The sequence below is a fragment of the Enterococcus sp. DIV1937 genome, from assembly GCF_050535975.1.
Taxonomy (GTDB): Bacteria; Bacillota; Bacilli; order Lactobacillales; family Enterococcaceae; genus Enterococcus; species Enterococcus faecalis.
Map to the genome: position 1 here is coordinate 810,901 of NZ_CP172909.1, position 22,643 is coordinate 833,543.

Genomic DNA, 22,643 nt, shown 5'->3' on the forward strand with positions numbered 1-22,643 from the left:
GAACATCGGAATCAATGAAAAAGTTTTTTAAATATCTCGGTAGCTTGATGGTCCTTCTTTTAAGCATAGCTTTAATTTTGATAGGATATTTAACCTTCCGAGAGTTTCGACCACGAGCGGTTGAACCAGTTGCTATAAATAAACAATTTTCAGAGCAAACCATCGAAAAACAGCAATCAATTTCTTTAGTCACGTATAACATAGGCTATGCCGGCCTAGGACAAACAGAAGATTTTTTTATGGACGGTGGCAAAACTGTCCAACCAGTTAATAAGGCAATGGTCCAACAGAATTTAACAGGCATTGAAGGAACCTTAAAAGAATTACCAGCGATGATTTACTTATTCCAAGAAGTCGATCGTCGCTCGCAACGTTCTTATGAAGTCAATCAAGAGGAAGAATTACAAAAACAGCTACAGCTGAACAGCGCATTTGCTTATAATTTTAAGGTAGATTATGTGCCCATTCCTTGGCCGCCGATTGGACGAGTAGAAAGTGGTTTATTAACATTATCAAATGAAAAAATAACAGAGGCTAAACGCATTGCTTTACCCAATCCCTTTCGTTGGCCCGTTAGCATTAGTAACTTAAAACGAGCGCTTCTAGAAACGCGCTTTTCAATTAAAGGCACAGACAAAGAATTAGTGGTTTTTAACTTACATTTGGAAGCCTATGACAATGGGGATGGGAAGATTGCTCAAAGCAAAAAGTTAGCTGACGTATTATCCCAAGAATACGCTAAAGGAAACTATGTAATTGCTGGAGGTGACTTTAATCAAGTTTTCAAAGGCAGTCATCGATATCCTAACCTAGGTGAAGCTGGTTGGGCACCAGGAGAAATTGATCCTGCAGACTTACCTAAACATTTTTCACTTGCTTATGATGATCAACAACCGACTGTGCGGGTGCTTAATAAGCCTTACACTGGCTCTTATGAAACATCTCAAGTGTATGTAATTGATGGTTTTATTGTTTCTGATAATGTGGCTGTTCATAGCGTGAAAACAAAGGACGAACAATTTAAATATACAGATCACCAACCTGTGAAGATGGAAGTTGGGTTAAAATAGAAAAAGTACAAACGGTGCTTGTTGCTTGCACCGTTTGTACTTTTTATTTTACAGATAGCCTTTAGTAATAGAATGAGTGGAATTTAGCATATTTGCTGGGGTTCCTGTAAAAAGAAGCTGTCCGCCATTTTCTCCACCTTCGGGACCTAGTTCAATCAACCAGTCGGCACTTTTAATCACATCAATGTGATGTTCTAATAAAATCAAGCTGTTTCCTTCTTCTACCATTCGATTGAAAAGTTGAAGACTTTGTTGGATATCAATTAAGTGTAAACCATCTGTAGGTTCATCCATTAAATAGATAGCTTTTTTTTGGTGAAGTGTGTCTGCTAATTTTACCCTTTGCAATTCGCCACCAGATAATGTTGAGAGCGATTGATTGAGTTTAAGGTAGCTTAAGCCAACTTCCAGTAAATTTTTTAATGAAAGAGCAAAAGGCTGGTCTTTGAAAAAATCATAGCCATCTTTAACGCTTAAAGCTAGTACTTCAACGATATTTTTTCCGTTATACAGATAATGAAGCACCTCTTCTTTGTAACGCGTTCCGTGACAGGTTTCGCAAATACTAGTAACATCCTCCATAAAAGACATATCGGAGACAATTATGCCTTTCCCCTTGCAAGTAGGACAGGCGCCTTTGGAATTATAGCTAAATAAAGCTGGACTAACATGATTTTCTTCCGCAAACAGTTTGCGGACCTTATCAAAAATATTAAGATAGGTCATAGGTGTGGATCGTAAATTTGCGGTAATGCTTTTTTGTGAAAGATGAATAATTTCTTGGTTATCAGCCTGGGCTTTTTGATAAATTTCTTCCGCTAATGATGATTTACCTGAACCAGCGACCCCACAAATAACAGTCAAAACTCCTAACGGAACTTCGACAGATAGATTGTTTAAATTATGCAGTGTCGCATGTTCGATTGATAAAGACTTCCTTGCTTTTCTTGGTTGGTCGTTTAAAGGGAGCGGCTCTTGAAGCGCTTGACTAGTCAAGGTTTTGGAGGCTAAAAATGCGTCATACGTTCCTGAAAACTGGACATGGCCACCATTTTCGCCTGCGAAAGGTCCGATATCGATGATAAAATCAGCTTCTCTAATTAATTGTGGATTATGTTCCACGAGAACCACGGTGTTTCCTTTATTTTTTAAATTGAGCAATGCACGACTGATCCGTTCGATGTCCTTTGGATGTAAGCCAGCACTTGGTTCATCTAAAATATACATAATATCATTTAAGGCGCTGTTTACATACTTAGCAATTTTAATCCGCTGTGCTTCACCACCAGAAAGTGTTTCAGTTGCTCGTCCTAATGTGAGGTAGGAGAGACCGATATTAATTAATGCTTCTAGACGTACAAGTAGCTCTTCTTGAATAGTTTTTATTAAGGATAGGTCCATTGAACGAATAAAAGAATGTAATTCAGTGAGTGGCATGTCAACAGCATCAGCAATACTTTTCTGATTAATTTTGCAGCTACGAACACGTTCATTGACTCTACTTCCTAAACAATCAGGACATCTTTTTACGGTAACAAAGTGATTAAGGTATTTTTGATGACGTTTGCCTTCGTCTGTATGCAATATGCTACGTTGCATGCGCGGGACGATTCCTTCATACAAAGCTGTATGAGGCCACTCTTTGGGTGGATTAGCTAGTTTTTGTTGTGGAGCATATAAAAATAATGCTAACTCTTCAGGAGAATAGTCCTTGATTTTTTTATCCAAATCAAATAGACCACTATGGGCATAACGCTTCCACCGCCAGTTGCCAACTGTAAATGTGGGGAAATCGATAGGCCCTTCGTTTAATGATTTGTCATAATCAACTAGCTGATGAAGATTGATTTCGGTAATCTTTCCTAAGCCATCGCATGTTGGACATTTTCCATCCGGATGATTAAACGAAAAAGTATCTGAATAACCAACAAATGGAGAACCTGCTCGTGAAAACAGCAAACGTAAAAACGTATAAATATCTGTGTACGTTCCCACTGTCGAACGAGAATTACCTGCTACTTTTTTCTGGTCAATGACAATTGCAACAGGAAGATTCTCGATTTTTTCAACTTCTGGACGACCATATTTGGGTAAGTAATTTTGAACAAACGAACTAAATGTATCATTTAGTTCACGACGTGATTCAGCGGCTAATGTGTCAAATACTAAGGAGGACTTTCCTGAACCCGAAAGTCCAGTAACAACAGTTAGTTGCTTTTTAGGGATATTGACAGAGATATTCTTCAAATTATTTTGTGTTGCGTGCTTAATTTCAATCCATTCCATTAAAAAACCTCCGTTTCTATTCTATTTTAGCATATAAAAAGAACCTAGCCTAAAAGTTGAACATGGGAATTTTCAAGAGAACTTTACTTTTTAATCGCTTTCATTTATGCTATAAGTAATACAGATTTTTTAACTGTATTAATAGATAAAGGATGTGACTTATGAAGAAGTCGATTTTGTTCAAAAAGTTAGGGATTATTTTATTAATTAGCCAAACACTGGTAGGGGTACCAATGTTGGCACAAGAAAGTATACTAGAAACAACCGTTCAAACAGAGACGGAATCAGTAACAACAGAAACCAGTCAGACTGTAGCTAACTTGGAATCTGAAACTACTAGCCAAACGGTGATGCAGGAAAAAGAATCCTCTTCGGCAATCGCCGAAAGCAGTAGCCGAAATGTGGTTGCAGTAACCACTGAAACCACAAATGAGATACAAAATAGTGATACAGATGGAAAAGCTGTTTCTGCAGAGAGTGTTTTTTCAGAAGCAGATTATAAACAAGCAACTGCACTGGAGTTAGCAACTTTAGTAAGAGAAAAAAAGGTGACGAGCGAAGAATTAGTAAAAATTGCGTTGGCCATCACTAAACGTGAAAATCCTACATTAAATGCGGTCATTACTTTACGAGAAGAAGCGGCTTTGACAGAAGCAAAAGCTTTACAAGATACAGGTCAACCATTTCTAGGTGTGCCGCTCTTACTAAAAGGGTTAGGACAATCCTTGAAAGGTGAAAGCAACACGAACGGTTTTGGTTTTCTCCAAGATCAAGTAGCTGGTGGGACATCGACCTTTGTCAAAGCACTACAAAATGCTGGATTCATAATCATTGGTCAAACGAATTATCCAGAATTAGGATGGAAGAATATTTCAGATTCAAAGTTATATGGCGTTTCCGTCAATCCATGGAATCCTAACCATTATTCAGGTGGTTCTTCAGGCGGAGCGGGTGCTAGTGTCGCCGCGGCATTTGTTCCCATTGCTTCTGGAAGTGATGCTGGTGGCTCTATCCGCATCCCTGCTTCTTGGACAGGCACCGTAGGTTTGAAACCTTCTAGAGGAGTAATCATTGGCAATTCTAATAGTGCAAAAGGTCAAACTGTTCACTTTGGTTTAAGTCGAACCGTGGCGGATACAAATGCATTATTTGAAACCTTATTAACCAAAAAAGATCTTCCTGCGGGACATTTAAGTCAAGCGCAACCCATTGCTTATACAACAGAATCCCCTGCCGGAACGACTGTAAGTGCCGAAGCAAAAGAGGCGGTCGCTGAAGCTGTTGCTTTTTTAAAAGACCAAGGGTACACATTGGTTGAAGTGAAGCACCCTGTTGATGGGGAACGTCTAATGAAAAATTATTATACTGTAGCTGCTGGCTCAGCAGGAATTGCCGATTTTATGGCGCGGCAGAAATTAAAAAGACCGCTTGAACGAAATGATGTAGAACTGTTAACATGGGCGCTTTTTCAAACAGGAAAAAATATAACGAGTGAAGAGACAACTGCGGCTTGGACAGATATTGCTTTACAAGCACAAGCGATGGACGAATTTTATCAACAGTATCCTATCTTATTAACACCAACGACGGCTGCCACGGCACCTAGTATTGATAATCCGTTACTAAAACCAGAACATGCAGCACAGATGGAAAAAATTGACCAATTATCACCAGCAGAACAAAAACAATTGATTTATGACCAATGGCTGACGGCGTTCACATATACACCGTTTACACAACAAGCAAATTTATTTGGACATCCAGCATTAAGTGTACCAACTTACGTTTCAAAAGAAGGACTGCCTTTGGGGATTCAATTTAATAGTGCATTAAATGAAGACCGAACATTGCTACAATTAGGTGCTTTATTTGAAAATAACCACAAGATAAATCAACCACATGTAGAAGAACCAGACAAAGACAAAGAGCCAGATGCAAGTGGCGAACCAGAAAAAGGCAAAGACCCAGCTGCAAGTGGCGAACCAGATAAGGATAAAGAACCAGATGCAAGTGGCGAAGCAGACAAAGACAAAGACCCAAATGCAAGCGGCGAACCAGATAAAGACAAAGAGCCGGATGCAAGTGGCGAAGCAGACAAAGACAAAGAGCCAAATGCAAGCGGCGAACCAGATAAAGACAAAGAACCAGATGCAAGTGGCGAACCAGAAAAAGACAAAGAGCCAGATGCAAGTGGCGAACCAGAAAAAGATAAAGACTCAGATGCAAGTGGCAAACCAGATAAAGACAAAGAAACAAAAACAAGTGAAGGACCAATCGAAGGAAAAGATCAAAACCAAAATCCAGACAAAGCTGGAAAAACTACTAGTGAGTCATCCTTAGATAATTCGCTGAATTCATCAGCAAATCAGGGAACCAAATCAACAGAAAGTACGCATGCTTTTTCTAATAAAAGTATGATTGGGAAACAAGAACAGCTTCCCAAAAAAGTATTACCAAAAGCAGGTGCAGAAGTACCTAGTACTTTCTGGATTGTTTTAGGAGGAGCTTTCTTAGTAACGAGTGGAACGATTTATATAAGGAAAACTAGAAAATGATAACCAGTGAAGGCTAGAGACAATTTATCCCCAATTGTCTCCAGCCTTTTTTCTTTGGTATACTAAAACCAATAGGGAAATGGAGGCGAAAGTAATGAGGGCGTTTGAGAAGATTCCAGCGTTTCAGCAATGGCAAAAAGTTGAAGCTATTCACCGTGGTTGGTCAACTGATTTAAAGTTTAAAGTTACCAAAAATCAAGAAACCTTTTTATTGCGAATTTTTCAACAAGAAGAGTTATTAGCCAAACAACAAGAATATCAATTTATCAAAAAAGTAGCGGCGTTAGGATTTCCCAGTTCTAAACCTTTTTTATGTGCACCTATTCCTGAAAGTGAACAAGGATACATGTTATTAACGTATCTAGAAGGTGAAGACTTAAGCGGTGTTTTACCCGCTCTTTCTCCCAAAGGACAACTGAACTTAGGCGTAGAGGCAGGCCGCTATTTAAACAAAATCCATAAGCTTTTGTTGCCTGAAAGGATTAGTCAAAGAGAGATTGCGCGAAATTTATACGAAAAAAAGCAGAGCCAACTAAATAAGTATAAGGAATCTCAATTTTGTATGCCGTACCAGCAGCCAATAATTTCATATTTAGAAAAACAATTACCGTTATTGCAACAACGGCCTGTAGTTTATCAGCATGGAGATTTCCATGTAGGAAATTTTATTTACTTGCCAACTAGGCAGGTCGGTGTGATTGATTTTAATCGATGGGATTTTGGGGATCCTTATGAAGAATTTTACAAGTTACAATTTTTTTCAAGAAATGTTTCGCCATTGTTTGCTTATGGTCAATTACAAGGTTATTTTGCTGGGAAAGTTCCTACCTTATTTTGGCAGTTTCAAAAGCTTTATACTTTTCACGCAGGACTCTATTCTTTAGTTTGGGCACTGAGCTTTGGTGAAAAAGAAATCAGGACTATGGAACAGCAATACCAACAATTACTAGAGGACTATAATTGTGGAGAATTACTAGTTCCCAAATGGTTTTCAACTATCCAAAGAAAGGGATTGAGATTTTAGGTTTATTTCGATAGAATAAAAATAAAAACAGGAGTTTAAGGAATGAAACTAAACGGGATTATTATGATAGCGGTTGTTGGAAGCGTTTTATCTAGCTGTGGTTGGCAAAAATCGAAAGAGGAATCACAGAAAGTACAAACCGTACAAACAAACAATGTAAATACTGAAGAAACAAGAGCAATTTCAGCAACCGAAGTTAGTCAAACCACGGCGTTGGAATTAGAGCAAACAACGCAAACACAAGAATTAACTGAATTAGTTACAGAAGAAGGGACGATTTGGAATCAGCAAAAAGCAAAACAGTTAGGACAATACATGGAAATCTGGGGTCAAGAACGCAATCAGAACTATCAAGCGTACCAACCAGGTCACTCTGTAGCTTTTTACACGATTCAAGTGCCTGATGATTTATTGAGTTATGAACCTAAAATACAACCAGCTATTGGGAACAATCCCATTTGGTTAAATTGGTCAGAAACAGGCAGCGAAGGGGGTTATTGTCTGGTGGCAGTATACTCTGACAGTGCGACACAAGTTGCCCAGAAGCATGTCTATTTATTTACTTTAGTGAATGGTGAAGCCAAAGTCTATGTGAGTAAAGAACAGCCAGTAGAGGAGCAACCTTATTTGTTTTTAAAAGAAACAAGCAATACAGAACTGAAAGAACAATTCACAAATCTTGTGAATAATCTTTAATTTTTTATTTAATCAAAAGGAAAAGAAAATTTATCATTGACAAAGTATCCGCTTTCATTTTATTCTGTAGCTACCCCTTGGGAAAGGGCAAAAGGAAGTTTTGAAAGGGATGGAAAAAATGAAGGAAACAAGTTTAGTAATTATTAAGCCAGATGGCGTTGAACGGAAGTTAGTTGGCAAAATCATTCAACGTTTTGAAGATAAAGGTATTGACTTATTGCACCTTAAATTCGAACGACTAACAGTAGAAACAGTGAAGGAACACTATGAGCATTTAAAAGATGAACTATTTTTCCCTGAATTATTAGCCTATATGACAAGTGGCCCAGTGGTTGTGATGGTCGTTGTAGGGGACAATGTGGTTAAAAAAGTGCGTAAATTAGTTGGAGCAACGAATCCGTTAGATGCTGAAAGTGGCACCTTACGAGCGGATTATGGGTTGTCTGTCACCAAAAATTTAATCCATGCTTCTGATTCTGTTCAATCAGCAAAAATTGAGATGCAACGGTTCTTTGGTTAATCATCAAAAAAGAAGCAATCCTTTATTTTTTATAAAGGATTGTTTCTTTTTTATTAATTGTCAGAATATTCCGCTTAAATGGTTGACATCTGGAGGTAGAAGAGTAGTATAGACTACATACTAAATACTAAATGACTGTGTGTGCTTCAGGAGGATAAAATGATAACAAGTGATGAATTGACAGAAAACCTTAGTCCGTTTGAATTAAGTCTATTTTTAGAGAAGAAATTACATGAAGAAAATCATAATTTAGAAACATTGTTAAATGCAGGGCGAGGCAATCCTAATTGGACGGCGCCAACACCAAGGGAAGCCTTTTTTTTATTAGGTCAATTTGCTACAAAAGAAACGTTAAGAGAGGGGAGCGAACAAACGGCTGGTATGATTCAGCCAAGTTTTGGTAGAACGCAACGCTTCTTAAACTTTTTAGCAGAAAATCCTAGCAAAGGGGCAACCTTTTTACAAGAAATTTGGACAGCAGAGCATAACTATTTTGGGATGGATAAGGAAATGTGGTTAGATGCCATGTTAGACTATGTGATTGGGGATAATTATCCGAATCCTGTTCGTTGCTTGAAGGCGTGTGAACAACCGATTAAAGCATATTTAAATCAAGAATTATTTTCCAGCGAAGCACAACCGTTTGATATTTTTGCCGTTGAAGGTGGTACAGCAGGGATTTGTTACTTGTTTGATACGTTGGCAAATAATTATTTACTAGAAAAAGGTGATCGTATTGCGTTGTTATTACCAACGTTTGCTCCTTATCTAGAAATTCCAGAACTACCACGTTATGATTTTGACGTGGTTAAAATCAAAGCAGAGCAAATGATCATTGATGGAAAAACGACGTATCAATACTCAAACAAGGAAATTGATAAACTAAAAGACCCGTCCATCAAAGCGGTTTTTGTCGTAAATCCCAGCAATCCAACTGCTAATGCTATGGGAAAACCTACCATTGAACAAATCAAACAAATCGTTGCAGTGGATAACCCTAAGCTAATGATTTTAACAGATGACGTTTACGGAACCTTTGTGCCAGCTTTTCGTTCACTATTTACGGAGTTACCTTACAATACAGCCTGTATCTATTCTTATTCTAAATACTTTGGCGCTACCGGTTGGCGTGTGGGGACCATTGCGGTCAGCCAAGAGAACATCTTTGACCAATTATTAAAAGAATTGCCAGTGGCTCGAAAAATGGAATTACAGGCACGTTATGCTACATTGAATGCAGACACAAGCCAAATTAACTTTATCAGCCGCTTAGTCGCAGACAGCCGCGATATTGCGTTGAACCATGCAGCGGGACTTTCTTCTATTCAGCAAGCAATGATGGCTTTATTTAGTTTGTATGCTTTGTTAAAAGACGGTCAAGCATATAAAGACGAAGTGATGGATATCTGTCATACGCGTGAAAAGCTCTTGTTCCGCACCTTAGGCATTGAAGAGCCTTTAGCAAGTTTAAATACAGCATATTATTGTGAAATTAACTTTAGAGATTGGACAGAAAAACGTTATGGCCCAGAATTTTCAAGTTATTTAACGAAATCGTGGACGATCACAAAAGTATTAACCTCTTTAGCAGAAAAAGAAAAATTAATGCTTTTAAAAGCGGATGCTTTCGGGAGTGACAAATGGTCAGTTCGAATTTCTTTAGCCAATTTAGCTACTAACCAGTATAGTGAAGTTGGTAAACGAATGATTCGCCTATCTGAACACATTAAAGAAGAGTGGTTGCGCCAAAAGCGCCAAGCAATTAAATAAAAAAACGCTAAGTCTCTTAAGCTGCAGGAGACTTAGCGTTTTTGTTTATTATTTATTCATTTTTCCGTCAGTTTTGGTTTATAAATGTTTGCTACACTGAAGATAAGAGGAAATTAAGCGTTTATAAAAAGGAGAGAAGTGAATGAAACATATTAAAGGAATGTTGGTTTTTATCGGATTATTTATTTTGGTTGGTTGTGCGCCAGATCAAGAGCCAACGAAACAAACAACAAGTGGTCCGCAAGAGACAAAGCAAGTGAAGCAAGTTACCGTCACCAATCAAACGACTTCTGCGGTGGAAAAACAAGCGCCGGCTAAAAATGACGAACTGATTGCTAATCAATTGACTTTTGATTCTCATGAATACACTTACGAAGTGGTTACAGGGGCCACACAAACGACATTTGGGACAACCCCACCAGCAAAATATACACCAGAAGAAAAAAAGGAAAAAATGTTTTGGTCCAATCAACCGCCTTTGGGATTAATGACGGGTAACTATTATAAAAATGAAGGTGTATTTACTGGCGGAAATTACGGCATTGTAGAGATTATTACGGAACCTGAAACGCAAAGGATTCTGAATGTTGAGTTTACAGAGTTTGCTAGTGACCCTTATTATGATACACGCTATTCGGGTGTCAACAAACGCCTGTCGGATTATCCTGAATTTCAAGCAAGCAACACACGCACAGACGATACGTTAGTCACCGTTGTTAATGGTATTACTTATGTAGAAAAACAAATGCGTGACGAAAATCGTGTCACAGGTAATTTTTATACGGTACGCGGTTCATCAACTTCTGCGCGTGAAGGATTAATGCCTTTAGCAGCAGAGATGGACACTTGGCTAAAAGAGCCATCGAAAGAAACGTATATCGGTTACGCAGAAGATTTAGGCAATGGCCTAATCGCTCGACTTCAAGTGATAACAGAAGAGCAGAAAATAAAACATGTCAGCTATGATGAATACTTTTCAGATGAACAGGAAAAAATCACAGAAACAGCTCTGCGGCCTTTTTATCGTCAATCGAAATATTATTCACCAGGATATAATAAACAAACCAACAATTCTTTTATTCATTTTGTAGATGCACTAACAAAGGCCATTACGACACAACAAACTTTATCCGTTAACGAAGAACAAGAGCTACAGCATCCGTCTTTTACTACTTATCAAAGATTGGCTGAAAAAATCAGCACGTTTCAAAATTCATTGAAGGAATAAAAAAACGGAAGTGGGGCATAAGTCGTTTCGACTTATGCCCTACTTTTGTAATCTTAAGATTATCAGCTAAACCAAAGTGAGTTCTTTTTAAAGAAATACTTTTATTTTAGCCTTTTATAGATCTAAATAATTTTCTAAGTAATCTGCTAAACCATCTTGATCATTTGTTTTTTCAGTGACATCGTTGGCTACGGATTTAATTTTATCCGTGGCATTGTTCATAGCAACACCCCAACCAGCATAACTTAACATTTCTTCGTCATTATGTTCATCGCCAAAAGCAATGATATCAGCTGGTTTGACAGATAAAAAGTTCGCCACTTGATCAACGCCATGGGCCTTTTGAATTCCTTTTGCGACCATTTCTAAAATAGGCATTGGACCGCCCCAAGTGCGGACATCAATATAATCACCATATTGTTTTGTCAATGTATCAGCAACTTTTTCAGCTTGGTTTGGTGTGGTCCGAACCATCATTGAGGTAGGATTTGTTCGTAAATTTTTAGCAGTAAGTAAATTATCTAAGGTTGCTTTGGAAGCAAAAAATTTCGGATCGAACCCATCTAACGTATCGATATAAAATGTTTCTTTGTTTTCAGCAGCAACAAAATCTAATTGTAATTCTTTTTTCTGTGCCAAAATGTCAAAGACTAGGTCACGCTCAATATTGGCTTCGCTTTCCAAGTCCCATTTTTTCTCTGGAATGTGGACTAAAGCACCGTTAAAGTTAACCATAGGGGTCGTTAGGCCAAGTTGTTGGTAAAATTGATGACTCATTCTATAGGGACGTCCAGTGGCAATACTGACGTAATGACCGTTGTCAATCGCTTTTTTTAGTGTTTGTTCGGTTTTTGGACTGATTAAAGACTGTGCATTTAATGTTGTGCCGTCTAAATCAATAGCAATTAATTTTTTCAAGTAAAAATTCCTCCTAAATGCCTTTTACTCAGTCTAGCATAAAACCGAAGATTATCAAGGGGAGAAGCATGTTCATTTATAAGGTTTAAAAAAAAGCTTAAGAAGTATGCTACACTAAAATAAACCGTTTGAAAAAGGAGCGCAGAGCATCTTGAAAAATTCTAGAAATTATTTACGAGTGATCACCTTAATCTATTGTATCTATATGTGGTTATTTGCTACGCATTTTCATTTTATGGCGTTGAACGTGTTGTTAGCCTATATTCCAATTGAACTTAGTTATCTTTTAAACGCAGAAAAACGTAAAAGGGATTGGTTGATAGGTTTTGCTTGGTTAATTTTTTATCCTAATGCGCCGTACCTATTTACGGATTTTTTTCATTTAGAAACGCTATCTATTTATCGAGGCTTTAATACGATTTTTGCAAACCAAATTGGTGATTGGTGGGCGTTTGTTTGCTTAACCAGCGGGATTGTTATATATGGGCTTTTAGGGATGAAAACAGTAACAACTGTTAGCCAGAAATTGCAAAGTTATTGCGGCTATAGAACAATTGTAGTCTTTCAAGCCAGCCTTCATTTCTTGTCTGCTTTGGCGATTTATGTTGGACGTTTTGATCGATTACACAGTGTCTATCTTTTTATGAGTCCAATTGAAACAGTGAAAATTATCTTTTTTGACTGGTCCCTTCAAAAATTAATGTTTATTTTATTAATGATGTTTCTACAGATGCTGTTGTTTGGGTTAATCCAATTATTAGGAAAAGAAGAAGCAATGTAAAGCTTTTTCTTTTTTTATATCCGCAAAACACGAACATTATATAGAAAAATATATATAATAGTTAATATTTTGTTGTAAAAAGATAGCGATTCTCTTATAATCAAAGAGTAATTATTCGAAAACATGGATTTTAAGGGAGAGAAGTGCAATTATGAATACGTTTTTCAAATTAAAGGAAAACAAGACAACGGTGTCGACTGAAATAATGGCGGGGGTCACGACTTTTTTTGCAATGAGTTATATTTTATTTGTTAATCCGTCCATTCTTTCAGAAACAGGGATGCCTTTTCAGGCTGTTTTTTTAGCGACCATTATTGCTTCAATCATCGGTACATTAATTATGGGGCTGTTTGCTAATGTACCTTACGCTCAAGCACCGGGAATGGGACTCAATGCTTTCTTTACGTTTACGGTCGTTTTTGGGATGGGGTATACATGGCAACAAGCATTAGCAATGGTTTTTATTTGTGGTTTGATTAACATTTTGATTACAGTGACAAAAATTCGCAAAATGATTATTAAAGCAATTCCAGAGAGTTTACAACATGCTATTGGTGGTGGGATTGGAATTTTTGTCGCTTATGTAGGGTTGAAAAATGCTGGCTTACTAAGTTTCACAGTACAAGCAGAACCTCAAAATGGTGTTGTGAATGGTTCGAGTATCGTGCCCGCTTTAGGAAATTTTGATAATCCAGCCATTATTTTGGCGGTAATTGGGTTAGTTTTAACAACGATTTTAGTTGTCACGAATGTTCGTGGGGCTATTTTAATTGGCATTGTGGTTACTACGTTAGTCGCAATTCCAATGGGGGTGGTAGACACTGCTTCGGTTGATTGGCATGCTAATTCGTTGGGCAATTCATTTAAAGAATTAGGTACAACTTTTGGCGCTGCTTTTGGTGCTGAGGGCTTACAGTCATTGTTTAGTGATTCTTCAAAAATTCCTCAAGTCTTAATGACCATTATTGCCTTCAGTTTATCAGATACGTTTGATACAATTGGAACATTTATCGGTACGGGACGTCGAACAGGGATTTTCTCTAAAGAAGATGAATTAGCTTTAGAAGATAGTAAGGGCTTCAGCACTAAAATGGACAAAGCTCTATTTGCAGATGCTATTGCAACATCTATCGGTGCGATTTTTGGTACATCGAATACGACAACTTATGTAGAAAGTGCAGCAGGAATCGGTGCGGGTGGTCGAACAGGTTTGACATCGGTAGTGGTAGCAATTCTATTTGCCCTAAGTAGTCTTTTTTCACCACTTATTGCTATTGTGCCAGCACAAGCTACGGCTCCAGCGTTAATTTTAGTGGGAATTATGATGTTAGCTTCTTTCAAAGACATCAATTGGACGGATTTAGAAGATGCGATTCCAGCATTTTTTGCTTCAATTTTCATGGGATTATGTTATAGCATCTCTTATGGGATTGCTGCTGGGTTCATCTTTTATGCAGTGGTAAAAGTAGTCAAAGGAAAAGCCAAAGAAGTTTCACCAATTATTTGGGTCATTGATGCGTTGTTTATCTTAAACTTTGTAATCTTAGCTATTTTATAGTGAATAGAAGTGAGGCTGAGATAACAGCGGTTAGCTTTGAAGGTGTTGCGTTTATTCAGCTATTTATCTTAAGCCCAAGTGTTAAGAAGTCTGGCAGATTGGTCGTTTTGACCGGTCTGCCAGACTTTTTTTTAAAAGAATTTTCTTTTGAGAGATTCACTCTTTTAGAGTATAGTGGTAGGTGAAGAGGTGATAAGGTGGATAAAAGTATGAAAATAAAATGGAAGCAGAATTTATTAGTCGCATGGATTGGTTGCTTTTTTACAGGGGCGAGTATTAGCTTAGTTATGCCGTTTATTCCAGTATACGTTGAACAATTAGGGACGCCTAAGAGTCAAGTAGAGTTGTTTTCTGGATTGGCAATTTCTGTCACGGCGTTTGCTGCTGCGATTGTTGCACCGATTTGGGGAAATTTAGCTGATCGAAAAGGTCGGAAAATTATGATGATTCGCGCTGCAGCAGGAATGACGATCACAATGGGGGCGTTAGCATTTGTCCCTAATGTATACTGGCTGTTGATTATGCGTTTTATGAACGGGATTTTATCTGGCTATATTCCTAACGCAACAGCGATGATTGCATCGCAGGCGCCAAAAGAGAAAAATGGCTGGGCTCTAGGGACATTATCAACAGGTGCAATTGCTGGGACGTTAATTGCGCCATCGATTGGCGGTGCGTTGGCACAGTGGTTTGGAATGGAAAATGTCTTTATTATTACCGGCGTTATTTTATTCATTACAACGTTGTTGACTATCTTTTTAGTTAAAGAAGATTTTCAACCAGTTGAGAAAAAGGATTTATTAACGACTAAAGAAATTTTTAGTAAGATGGATCATGTTTCAGTATTGATTGGTTTGTTTGTGACTACGTTAATTTTACAATTAGGAATTACAAGTATCAGCCCAATCTTAACGCTATATATTCGATCTTTAAGTGGCGATACAGAGAATGTATTATTTGTTAGTGGTTTGATTGTTTCGATTGCCGGCGTTTCAGCAATTATTTCTTCTCCAACTTTGGGAAAAATTGGGGACCGCATTGGGAACCAAAAAGTTTTATTAGGCGGATTAATTCTTTCTTTTATTTGTTACATTCCCATGGCGTTTGTGCAAACACCTTTTCAGTTAGGTGTTTTACGATTCCTTTTAGGTTTTTCAACAGGTGCTTTAATGCCATCAATTAATACGTTAATTAGTAAAATAACGCCAACAGAGGGCGTAAGTAGAGTTTATAGTTACAATCAGATGTGTAGTAATTTCGGTCAAGTTTTAGGACCGATGGTAGGGTCGACAGTTGCCCATGGTTTTGGCTATTCTTCTGTTTTTCTGGTAACCGCTTGTTTCGTTTTAGGAAACATTGGGTTGTCCTTCTTTAATTTCCGAAAAGTTTTAAATAAAAAGCTCTAAACAGTTGAAAAGATAAAAAAACCAGTTACAATAACTTTAGTAACTGGTTTTTTCTTATTTAACAGGTTTGGTTTCTTTCGGTACTGCAAAGTGTGCAATTAATAAAATAATAACGGCTGTTGCCAACGATAGAATCGTTGTCATTTTAAAGTCGTATGAACCACCAGATAATGCACCGCCGATATATCCAACGACTTGGCCTAATGCGAAGGTCCAGAAAAATACAACAAGATAACGCATATGAGCACCTCTTTTCTAGCTCTTAGTTTAGCATATTTTCTTTAAAAGTAAAGAATCCGCGATAGGAAAATAAGAGAAGAGGCAAAAAATAGCAAGGATTCAAAAAGGAGCTGTCCAATGTCATTTCCACAATTACATACCGTTACTTCCTATTCGCTTTTATCTAGTACGGTTAGGATTCGTTCCTATGTAAAACAAGCGAAAGCGTTAGGTTATCAAACATTAGCGATTACCGATATCAATGTCTTGCATGGGGCGGTTGAATTTTATGAAGCATGCCAAGAAGCGGGAATTCAACCAATTATCGGTTTAAGATTAGAATATACCCCAGCAGAAAAAGAAGGGCATTCCGAATTGCTTTTATTTGCTAAAAATTTAAAAGGGTATCAGCAATTAATGCAACTATCTAGCAGCAAAATGACGACAGAGGGTCCCTTTTACTTAGCGGAACATCAATCCTTATTAAGTGATTTATTTGCCGTGACTTTGTCAGCCAAAGGAGAAGTCGCCCAAACATTTTTTGAAGATGAACAACAAGCGGTTCACGCTTTCCAACAACTTGCTTCATATTTTGATCCCCAGTCGTTATTTGTTGAACATTCTTTTTCAATGAATCAACAACGTAATCCAGCGCTCTTTTCTTTTTACCAAAGAGAACAATTACCTGGCGTGGCTTTGCAAGAGGTACGTCATTTAACAAGGGAAGAAGGCTTTGCCGTAACTGTTCTTGAGAGCATCAAAGAAAATAATCAATTGAATATTACAAGTCAAACACCGGAAATAGAAGGTCTGAATTACTTGCGTGAAGCAGAGACGACGATGGAACAAATGCTTCAAATAGCTGGTGCAGAAGTGGTCCAGAATACGATTCAGCTAGCTGAAAATTGCCGAGTTGACATTCCTTTACATCAAAAATTATTACCGCATTTTCCTGTGCCTGATAATCAAACGGCTGGTTCTTATTTACGCACATTGTGTTTAGAAAAATTACCAGAAAGAGTGCCTCATCTAAATGAAGTTTACCAAAAACGATTAGAAAAAGAGTTAACCATCATTCACAATATGGGCTTTGATGATTACTTTTTAATCGTTTGGGATGTGATGGACTTCTGTCATAACAATCAAATTGTTACAGGCGCTGGCCGAGGTTCAGCTGCAGGCTCTTTAGTGTCCTATGTGCTATCAATTACAGATGTAGATCCAATCAAATATGATTTGCTCTTTGAACGTTTTTTGAATCCGGAACGCTACACGATGCCCGATATTGATTTAGATATTCCTGATAATCGGCGGGAGGAAGTTTTAGCTTATGTCAGTCAAAAATATGGTCATTATCACATGGCGCAAATTGCCACGTTTGGTACGATGGCTGCGAAAATGGTTTTACGGGACGTTGCACGTGTTTTCGGGTTGTCCCAGAGTGAAGCGAATCGTTGGTCGGCAGCTGTCCCCAACAAGCTGAAAATTACGTTAGAAGAAGCGTACCAAGAGTCGAAACGGATGCAAGAATTGGTCAATTTTTCACCAAATAATCAATTGCTCTATAAAACAGCTGTTCAGCTAGAAGGATTGCCTCGCCATGTTTCTACGCACGCAGCAGGTGTGGTAATTAGTGATGAAAATCTTTTGAATTTGGTTCCGTTACAACTAGGATCAAATGAAATTTTATTGACCCAATTTACTATGAATGATGTTGAAAAAATTGGTCTTCTGAAAATGGATTTCTTGGGCTTAAGAAATTTATCCATCATTGATGATACCCTCACAGCTGTTAAACGCGTCTATAATCAAACCATTCGTTTGAATCAGATTCCATTAGATGACGAAACAACGCTGGCTTTATTTAGAAAAGGGGAAACAAGTGGTGTTTTCCAGTTTGAATCTGCTGGAATTCGGAATGTATTAAGAAAATTAGGACCAACTAGCATTGAAGATATTGCTGCTGTCAATGCCTTGTATCGTCCTGGTCCGATGCAAAATATTGATGTTTTCATCCGCCGGAAAAAAGGCTTGGAACAAATTAGTTATCCAGAGCCTAGTCTCGCCCCCATTTTAGAAAATACGTACGGAATTATTGTTTACCAAGAGCAGATTATGCAAGTTGCTGCGAAAATGGCAGGCTTCTCTTTAGGGCAAGCTGACATTTTACGTCGGGCCATTAGTAAAAAGAAAAAAGATGTGCTAGATGAAGAACGGAATCATTTTGTTAATGGTGCGTTACAACAAGGCTATCCCCAAGAAACAGCTAACCAAGTGTACGATTATATTGAGCGCTTTGCTAATTATGGCTTTAACCGCTCGCATGCATTTGCCTATTCCTTTATTGGTTTTCAAATGGCTTACTTGAAGGTTCATTATCCAAGTGCTTTTTATGTCGCATTGTTGCACTCTGTTCGTCATAATCCAACAAAAATTAAAGAATATATTGGCGAAGCTAGAAAAAACAAGCAGACGATTTTGCAGCCGTCAATTAACCAAAGTCACTACAGCTTTTACCTAAATCAGCAACAGCAAATTTTATTTGGTTTTAGTTCTTTAAAAGGAATCCGCCGAGACTTCATTCAAAATATTTTAAATGAACGCCGAGAAAATGGACCGTACAAAACGTTCGATGAGTTTCTTTTGCGAATTGACCGTAAGTGGTTGAAAGTTGAAAATATCGAACCATTGATTGCCATCGGTGCATTTGACGAAATTGCGCCTAATCGCCGTCAATTAGCGGTAGGTTTAGAGAGTAATATCCAAAGTATTCTTCTCAGCGGTGGTAGTATGGATTTGTTAGAAACATTGAAGCCAAAGGAAGAAGAAATTGCCGATTATCCGCTAGAAGAGCGACTAGAACAAGAAGAACAATATTTAGGGGTCTATTTATCAGGACATCCGACAGAAGAGTTCAAAAAAACACGCTTAGCCAAGCAAACGCAACTTGTTCATGAACTTGTTGAAAATCAGCCCACGAAATTATTGATTTATGTCAAAAACATTCGGACGATTCGGACCAAAAAGGGAGAACAAATGGCCTTTGTTGATGGGGATGATACAACAGGAAGTATTTCACTAACGTTGTTCCCAACCGTTTTTCGCCAGTTAAGACAGAGTGTCGAGAAAGGGCAAGTTTATTATGTGGAAGGAAAAGTGGAACGCAGTACGTACAATCAAGAATTGCAAATATTGGTTCAACGAATAGAAAAAGCGCAACAAGTAGAAACATCAATTAGTGACGAAACGTGTTTTATCAGAATTACAAAAGATGTCGAACAAACGGACGTTTTTCAGAAAATGAAAGAGGTACTCAGTCGTCATGCTGGACACATTCCAGTGATTGTCTATTTTGAAAAAACAGGAAAGAAAATAGTATTAAATGAAGAAAATTGGGTCGCTCATACAAGCGCTAGTCAGCAACAATTAGCTTACGTTTTAGGCGAGCAAAACGTCATTTTCAAATGATTTACGGTAAAAAATACTAGTTGTTTTCAACTTTTTTCATTTTTTTCTTCTTAACTCAAGACATTTTGGTTCTTTAATGGTAAAATGAATGACGTAATATTTTTGTATATCAATTTTTGCGAAAAGGTTTCTTTTGGCAGTTGAAAGTATATTATATGAGGTGAAATAGCGAATGAAACGCATTGGTATTTTAACCAGCGGGGGAGATGCCCCTGGAATGAACGCTGCAATTCGTGCAGTCGTACGCAAAAGTATTTTTGATGGAATCGAAGTTTACGGTATTAACTATGGATTTGCCGGTTTAGTCGCAGGCGACATCCGTCGTTTAGATGTTGCTGACGTTGGCGATAAGATTCAACGTGGTGGAACATTCTTGTATTCTGCTCGTTATCCTGAATTTGCTACTGAAGAAGGGCAATTAAAAGGAATCGAACAATTGAAAAAATTCGGTATTGAAGGCTTAGTTGTTATTGGTGGAGACGGTTCTTATCATGGCGCAATGGCTTTGACAAAACGTGGTTTCCCCGCTGTTGGAATTCCTGGAACGATTGATAATGATATTCCTGGAACAGATTTCACAATCGGTTTTGATACAGCGATTAACACTGTTTTGGAATCAATTGACCGAATTCGTGATACAGCGACTTCTCATGTTCGTACATTCGTTATCGAAGTAATGGGACGTAACGCTGGTGATATCGCATTGTGGTCAGGCGTGGCAGGCGGAGCAGATGAAATCATTATTCCTGAACATGATTTTGATATGAAAAACGTTGCCAAACGTATTCAAGAAGGCCGCGACCGCGGGAAAAAACATTGCTTAATCATTTTAGCAGAAGGCGTAATGGGCGGAAATGAATTTGCTGATAAACTTTCTGAATACGGTGATTTCCATACGCGTGTATCAATTTTAGGACACGTGGTTCGTGGGGGCTCGCCAAGTGCTCGTGACCGTGTATTAGCAAGTAAATTTGGGTCATATGCTGTTGAACTTCTAAAAGAAGGCAAAGGCGGTTTATGTATCGGTATGTTAGATAACCAAGTAGTTGCAGCTGATATTATTGACACGTTAGAAAACAATAAACACAAACCAGATTTATCTCTTTATGAGTTAAATCATGAAATTTCTTTTTAATCTTGTATATTAGCTAATCTTATTAGCTTTGTATAAACAAATTTGGAATAGGAGCGTTTTAGTAATGAAAAAAACGAAAATCGTATGTACGATTGGACCAGCTAGTGAATCCGTTGATATGCTAGTAAACTTAATTAATGCAGGTATGAATGTTTGCCGTTTGAACTTTTCACATGGTGACTACGAAGAGCATGGTGCTCGTATTAAAAACATTCGTGAAGCTGTAAAAATTACAGGGAAACGCGTAGCGATCTTACTAGATACAAAAGGTCCTGAAATCCGCACAAATGACATGGAAAATGGCGCAATCACAATGAAAATTGGTGATTCAGTACGTATTTCTATGACAGAAGTTTTAGGAACAAATGAAAAATTCTCAATCACTTATCCAGAATTAATCAATGATGTAAACGTAGGTTCACACATTCTTTTAGATGATGGTTTAATCGATTTAGAAGTAACTGATATCGACCGTGATGCAAACGAAATCGTAACAGTTGTTAAAAACGAAGGCGTCTTGAAAAACAAAAAAGGCGTTAACGTACCAGGCGTTTCTGTAAACTTACCAGGGATCACTGAAAAAGATGCTAACGATATCCGTTTCGGAATTGGTCAAGGAATTGACTTTATCGCAGCTAGCTTCGTTCGTCGTGCTTCTGACGTTTTAGAAATCACTAAAATTTTAGAAGAAGAAAACGCAACACACATCCAAATCATTCCTAAAATCGAAAACCAAGAAGGTATCGATAATATCGATGAAATCTTAAAAGTTTCTGATGGTTTAATGGTTGCTCGTGGTGACATGGGTGTTGAAATTCCAACAGAAGATGTTCCAGTTGTCCAAAAAGCTTTAATTAAAAAATGTAATGCTTTAGGTAAACCAGTTATCACTGCAACACAAATGTTAGATTCAATGCAACGTAACCCACGTCCAACACGTGCGGAAGCAAATGACGTAGCAAACGCAATCTACGATGGAACAGATGCAGTAATGTTATCAGGCGAAACTGCAGCAGGGGATTACCCATTAGAAGCTGTTCAAACAATGGCTCGTATTGCAGTTCGTACAGAAGAAACATTAGTTAACCAAGATTCATTCGCATTGAAATTATATAGCAAAACAGATATGACTGAAGCAATCGGACAATCTGTTGGCCATACAGCACGTAACTTGGGTATCCAAACAATCGTTGCGGCAACAGAATCAGGCCACACAGCACGTATGATCTCTAAATACCGTCCAAAAGCACATATCGTTGCAATTACGTTCTCAGAACAAAAAGCACGTAGCTTATCATTATCATGGGGTGTTTACGCAACAGTTGCTGACAAACCATCAAGCACAGATGAAATGTTTAATTTAGCTTCAAAAGTATCACAAGAAGAAGGTTATGCTTCAGAAGGTGATTTAATCATTATCACTGCTGGTGTTCCAGTTGGCGAAAAAGGCACAACAAACTTAATGAAAATTCAAATGATCGGTTCTAAATTAGTTCAAGGTCAAGGTGTCGGCGAAGAAGCAATTATTGCAAAAGCCGTTGTGGCAGGAACTGCTGAAGAAGCAGTTGCTAAAGCGACTGAAGGAGCTATTTTAGTTACAAAAACAACAGATAAAGAATACATGCCTGCAATTGAAAAAGCATCAGCATTAGTTGTTGAAGAAGGTGGTTTAACTTCTCATGCAGCTGTTGTAGCGATTGCGCAAAATATTCCAGTTATCGTAGGTGCTGCAGATGCAACATCATTAATTAATAATGACGAAGTGATTACTGTTGATCCTCGTCGTGGTATTGTTTACCGCGGAGCAACAACAGCTATCTAAGTCTAATTAATTCAATCATTTGATTTTAAGCAATATGTACTCGGACGCAAAGCTGGGACAAACCGATTCGTCAGTTTGTCTCAGCTTTTTTTACAAGGAAGACAGTAGTACGAAATGTTCAGAAAACACGTATTCAGTAAATAAAGAGTTGGGCGCAAATAGTAAAATTATGTCTTATTTTTAAATT

16 protein-coding genes are annotated in these 22,643 nt (G+C 37.9%); 13 read left to right on the forward strand and 3 right to left on the reverse strand.

Annotation, left to right across the window (positions count from 1 at the left end; genetic code table 11):
• Window positions 1–14: 14 nt before the first annotated feature.
• Complete coding sequence (locus tag IGL13_RS03965) at window positions 15–1,070, forward strand: endonuclease subunit UvrC (protein ID WP_002401566.1); 1,056 nt, start codon at window positions 15–17, stop codon at window positions 1,068–1,070.
• Between the two features lie 48 nt (window positions 1,071–1,118).
• Here the strand turns inward: IGL13_RS03965 and IGL13_RS03970 are convergent, their stop codons facing one another.
• Window positions 1,119–3,356 (reverse strand): ATP-binding cassette domain-containing protein, encoded by a 2,238-nt coding sequence (locus tag IGL13_RS03970; protein WP_002378147.1) that lies wholly within the window; start codon window positions 3,354–3,356, stop codon window positions 1,119–1,121.
• Window positions 3,357–3,517: 161 nt separating this feature from the next.
• Here IGL13_RS03970 and IGL13_RS03975 point away from each other — a divergent pair, with 161 nt between their 5' ends.
• The 6 genes from IGL13_RS03975 to IGL13_RS04000 all read left to right on the forward strand — a co-directional run bounded on the left by IGL13_RS03975 (window position 3,518) and on the right by IGL13_RS04000 (window position 11,149).
• Window positions 3,518–5,911: an amidase family protein gene (locus IGL13_RS03975; RefSeq protein WP_002401567.1), complete on the forward strand. Its 2,394-nt coding sequence runs from the start codon at window positions 3,518–3,520 to the stop codon at window positions 5,909–5,911.
• A 79-nt stretch (window positions 5,912–5,990) separates the two neighbouring features.
• Window positions 5,991–6,935: an aminoglycoside phosphotransferase family protein gene (locus IGL13_RS03980; protein WP_002386204.1), complete on the forward strand. Its 945-nt coding sequence runs from the start codon at window positions 5,991–5,993 to the stop codon at window positions 6,933–6,935.
• A 42-nt stretch (window positions 6,936–6,977) separates the two neighbouring features.
• The gene (locus tag IGL13_RS03985) at window positions 6,978–7,631 is read left to right on the forward strand and encodes a DUF4767 domain-containing protein (RefSeq protein ID WP_002363425.1); all 654 of its coding nucleotides are present in this window, start codon (window positions 6,978–6,980) and stop codon (window positions 7,629–7,631) included.
• 109 nt (window positions 7,632–7,740) lie between these two features.
• Window positions 7,741–8,151: a nucleoside-diphosphate kinase gene (gene ndk, locus IGL13_RS03990; protein WP_002381321.1), complete on the forward strand. Its 411-nt coding sequence runs from the start codon at window positions 7,741–7,743 to the stop codon at window positions 8,149–8,151.
• Between the two features lie 159 nt (window positions 8,152–8,310).
• Window positions 8,311–9,921, forward strand: a complete 1,611-nt coding sequence (aspD, locus tag IGL13_RS03995; RefSeq protein WP_002355939.1) for an aspartate 4-decarboxylase — start codon at window positions 8,311–8,313, stop codon at window positions 9,919–9,921.
• Window positions 9,922–10,063: 142 nt separating this feature from the next.
• Window positions 10,064–11,149: a hypothetical protein gene (locus IGL13_RS04000; protein WP_002401568.1), complete on the forward strand. Its 1,086-nt coding sequence runs from the start codon at window positions 10,064–10,066 to the stop codon at window positions 11,147–11,149.
• 114 nt (window positions 11,150–11,263) lie between these two features.
• Here IGL13_RS04000 and IGL13_RS04005 read toward each other — a convergent pair whose 3' ends face one another.
• Window positions 11,264–12,067: a Cof-type HAD-IIB family hydrolase gene (locus tag IGL13_RS04005; RefSeq protein ID WP_002355941.1), complete on the reverse strand. Its 804-nt coding sequence runs from the start codon at window positions 12,065–12,067 to the stop codon at window positions 11,264–11,266.
• A gap of 205 nt (window positions 12,068–12,272) precedes the next feature.
• On the opposite strand from IGL13_RS04005, the gene IGL13_RS04010 reads away from it, so the two are divergent.
• The 3 genes from IGL13_RS04010 (at window position 12,273) to IGL13_RS04020 (ending at window position 15,812) form a co-directional block, all read left to right on the forward strand.
• Window positions 12,273–12,848: a DUF1361 domain-containing protein gene (locus IGL13_RS04010; RefSeq protein ID WP_002385113.1), complete on the forward strand. Its 576-nt coding sequence runs from the start codon at window positions 12,273–12,275 to the stop codon at window positions 12,846–12,848.
• Window positions 12,849–12,999: 151 nt separating this feature from the next.
• Window positions 13,000–14,406, forward strand: coding sequence for an NCS2 family permease (locus tag IGL13_RS04015; RefSeq protein WP_002355943.1), 1,407 nt, complete (start codon window positions 13,000–13,002; stop codon window positions 14,404–14,406).
• Window positions 14,407–14,615: 209 nt separating this feature from the next.
• Entirely contained in the window at window positions 14,616–15,812 is a 1,197-nt protein-coding gene (locus IGL13_RS04020; RefSeq protein ID WP_002381323.1) for a multidrug efflux MFS transporter, read from the forward strand.
• Between the two features lie 54 nt (window positions 15,813–15,866).
• Here IGL13_RS04020 and IGL13_RS04025 read toward each other — a convergent pair whose 3' ends face one another.
• A complete protein-coding gene (locus tag IGL13_RS04025; protein ID WP_002355945.1) occupies window positions 15,867–16,052 on the reverse strand; it encodes a YjzD family protein in 186 nt (61 codons plus the stop codon).
• Between the two features lie 117 nt (window positions 16,053–16,169).
• Between IGL13_RS04025 and dnaE the strand changes: the two genes are divergently transcribed.
• The 3 genes from dnaE (at window position 16,170) to pyk (ending at window position 22,456) form a co-directional block, all read left to right on the forward strand.
• Entirely contained in the window at window positions 16,170–19,499 is a 3,330-nt protein-coding gene (gene dnaE / locus IGL13_RS04030; protein ID WP_002361435.1) for a DNA polymerase III subunit alpha, read from the forward strand.
• A 172-nt stretch (window positions 19,500–19,671) separates the two neighbouring features.
• Entirely contained in the window at window positions 19,672–20,634 is a 963-nt protein-coding gene (gene pfkA / locus IGL13_RS04035) for a 6-phosphofructokinase (protein WP_002355947.1), read from the forward strand.
• 64 nt (window positions 20,635–20,698) lie between these two features.
• On the forward strand, window positions 20,699–22,456 hold the full coding sequence (gene pyk / locus IGL13_RS04040; RefSeq protein ID WP_002355949.1) for a pyruvate kinase: 1,758 nt from the start codon (window positions 20,699–20,701) through the stop codon (window positions 22,454–22,456).
• The last annotated feature ends 187 nt before the right edge of the window (window positions 22,457–22,643 follow it).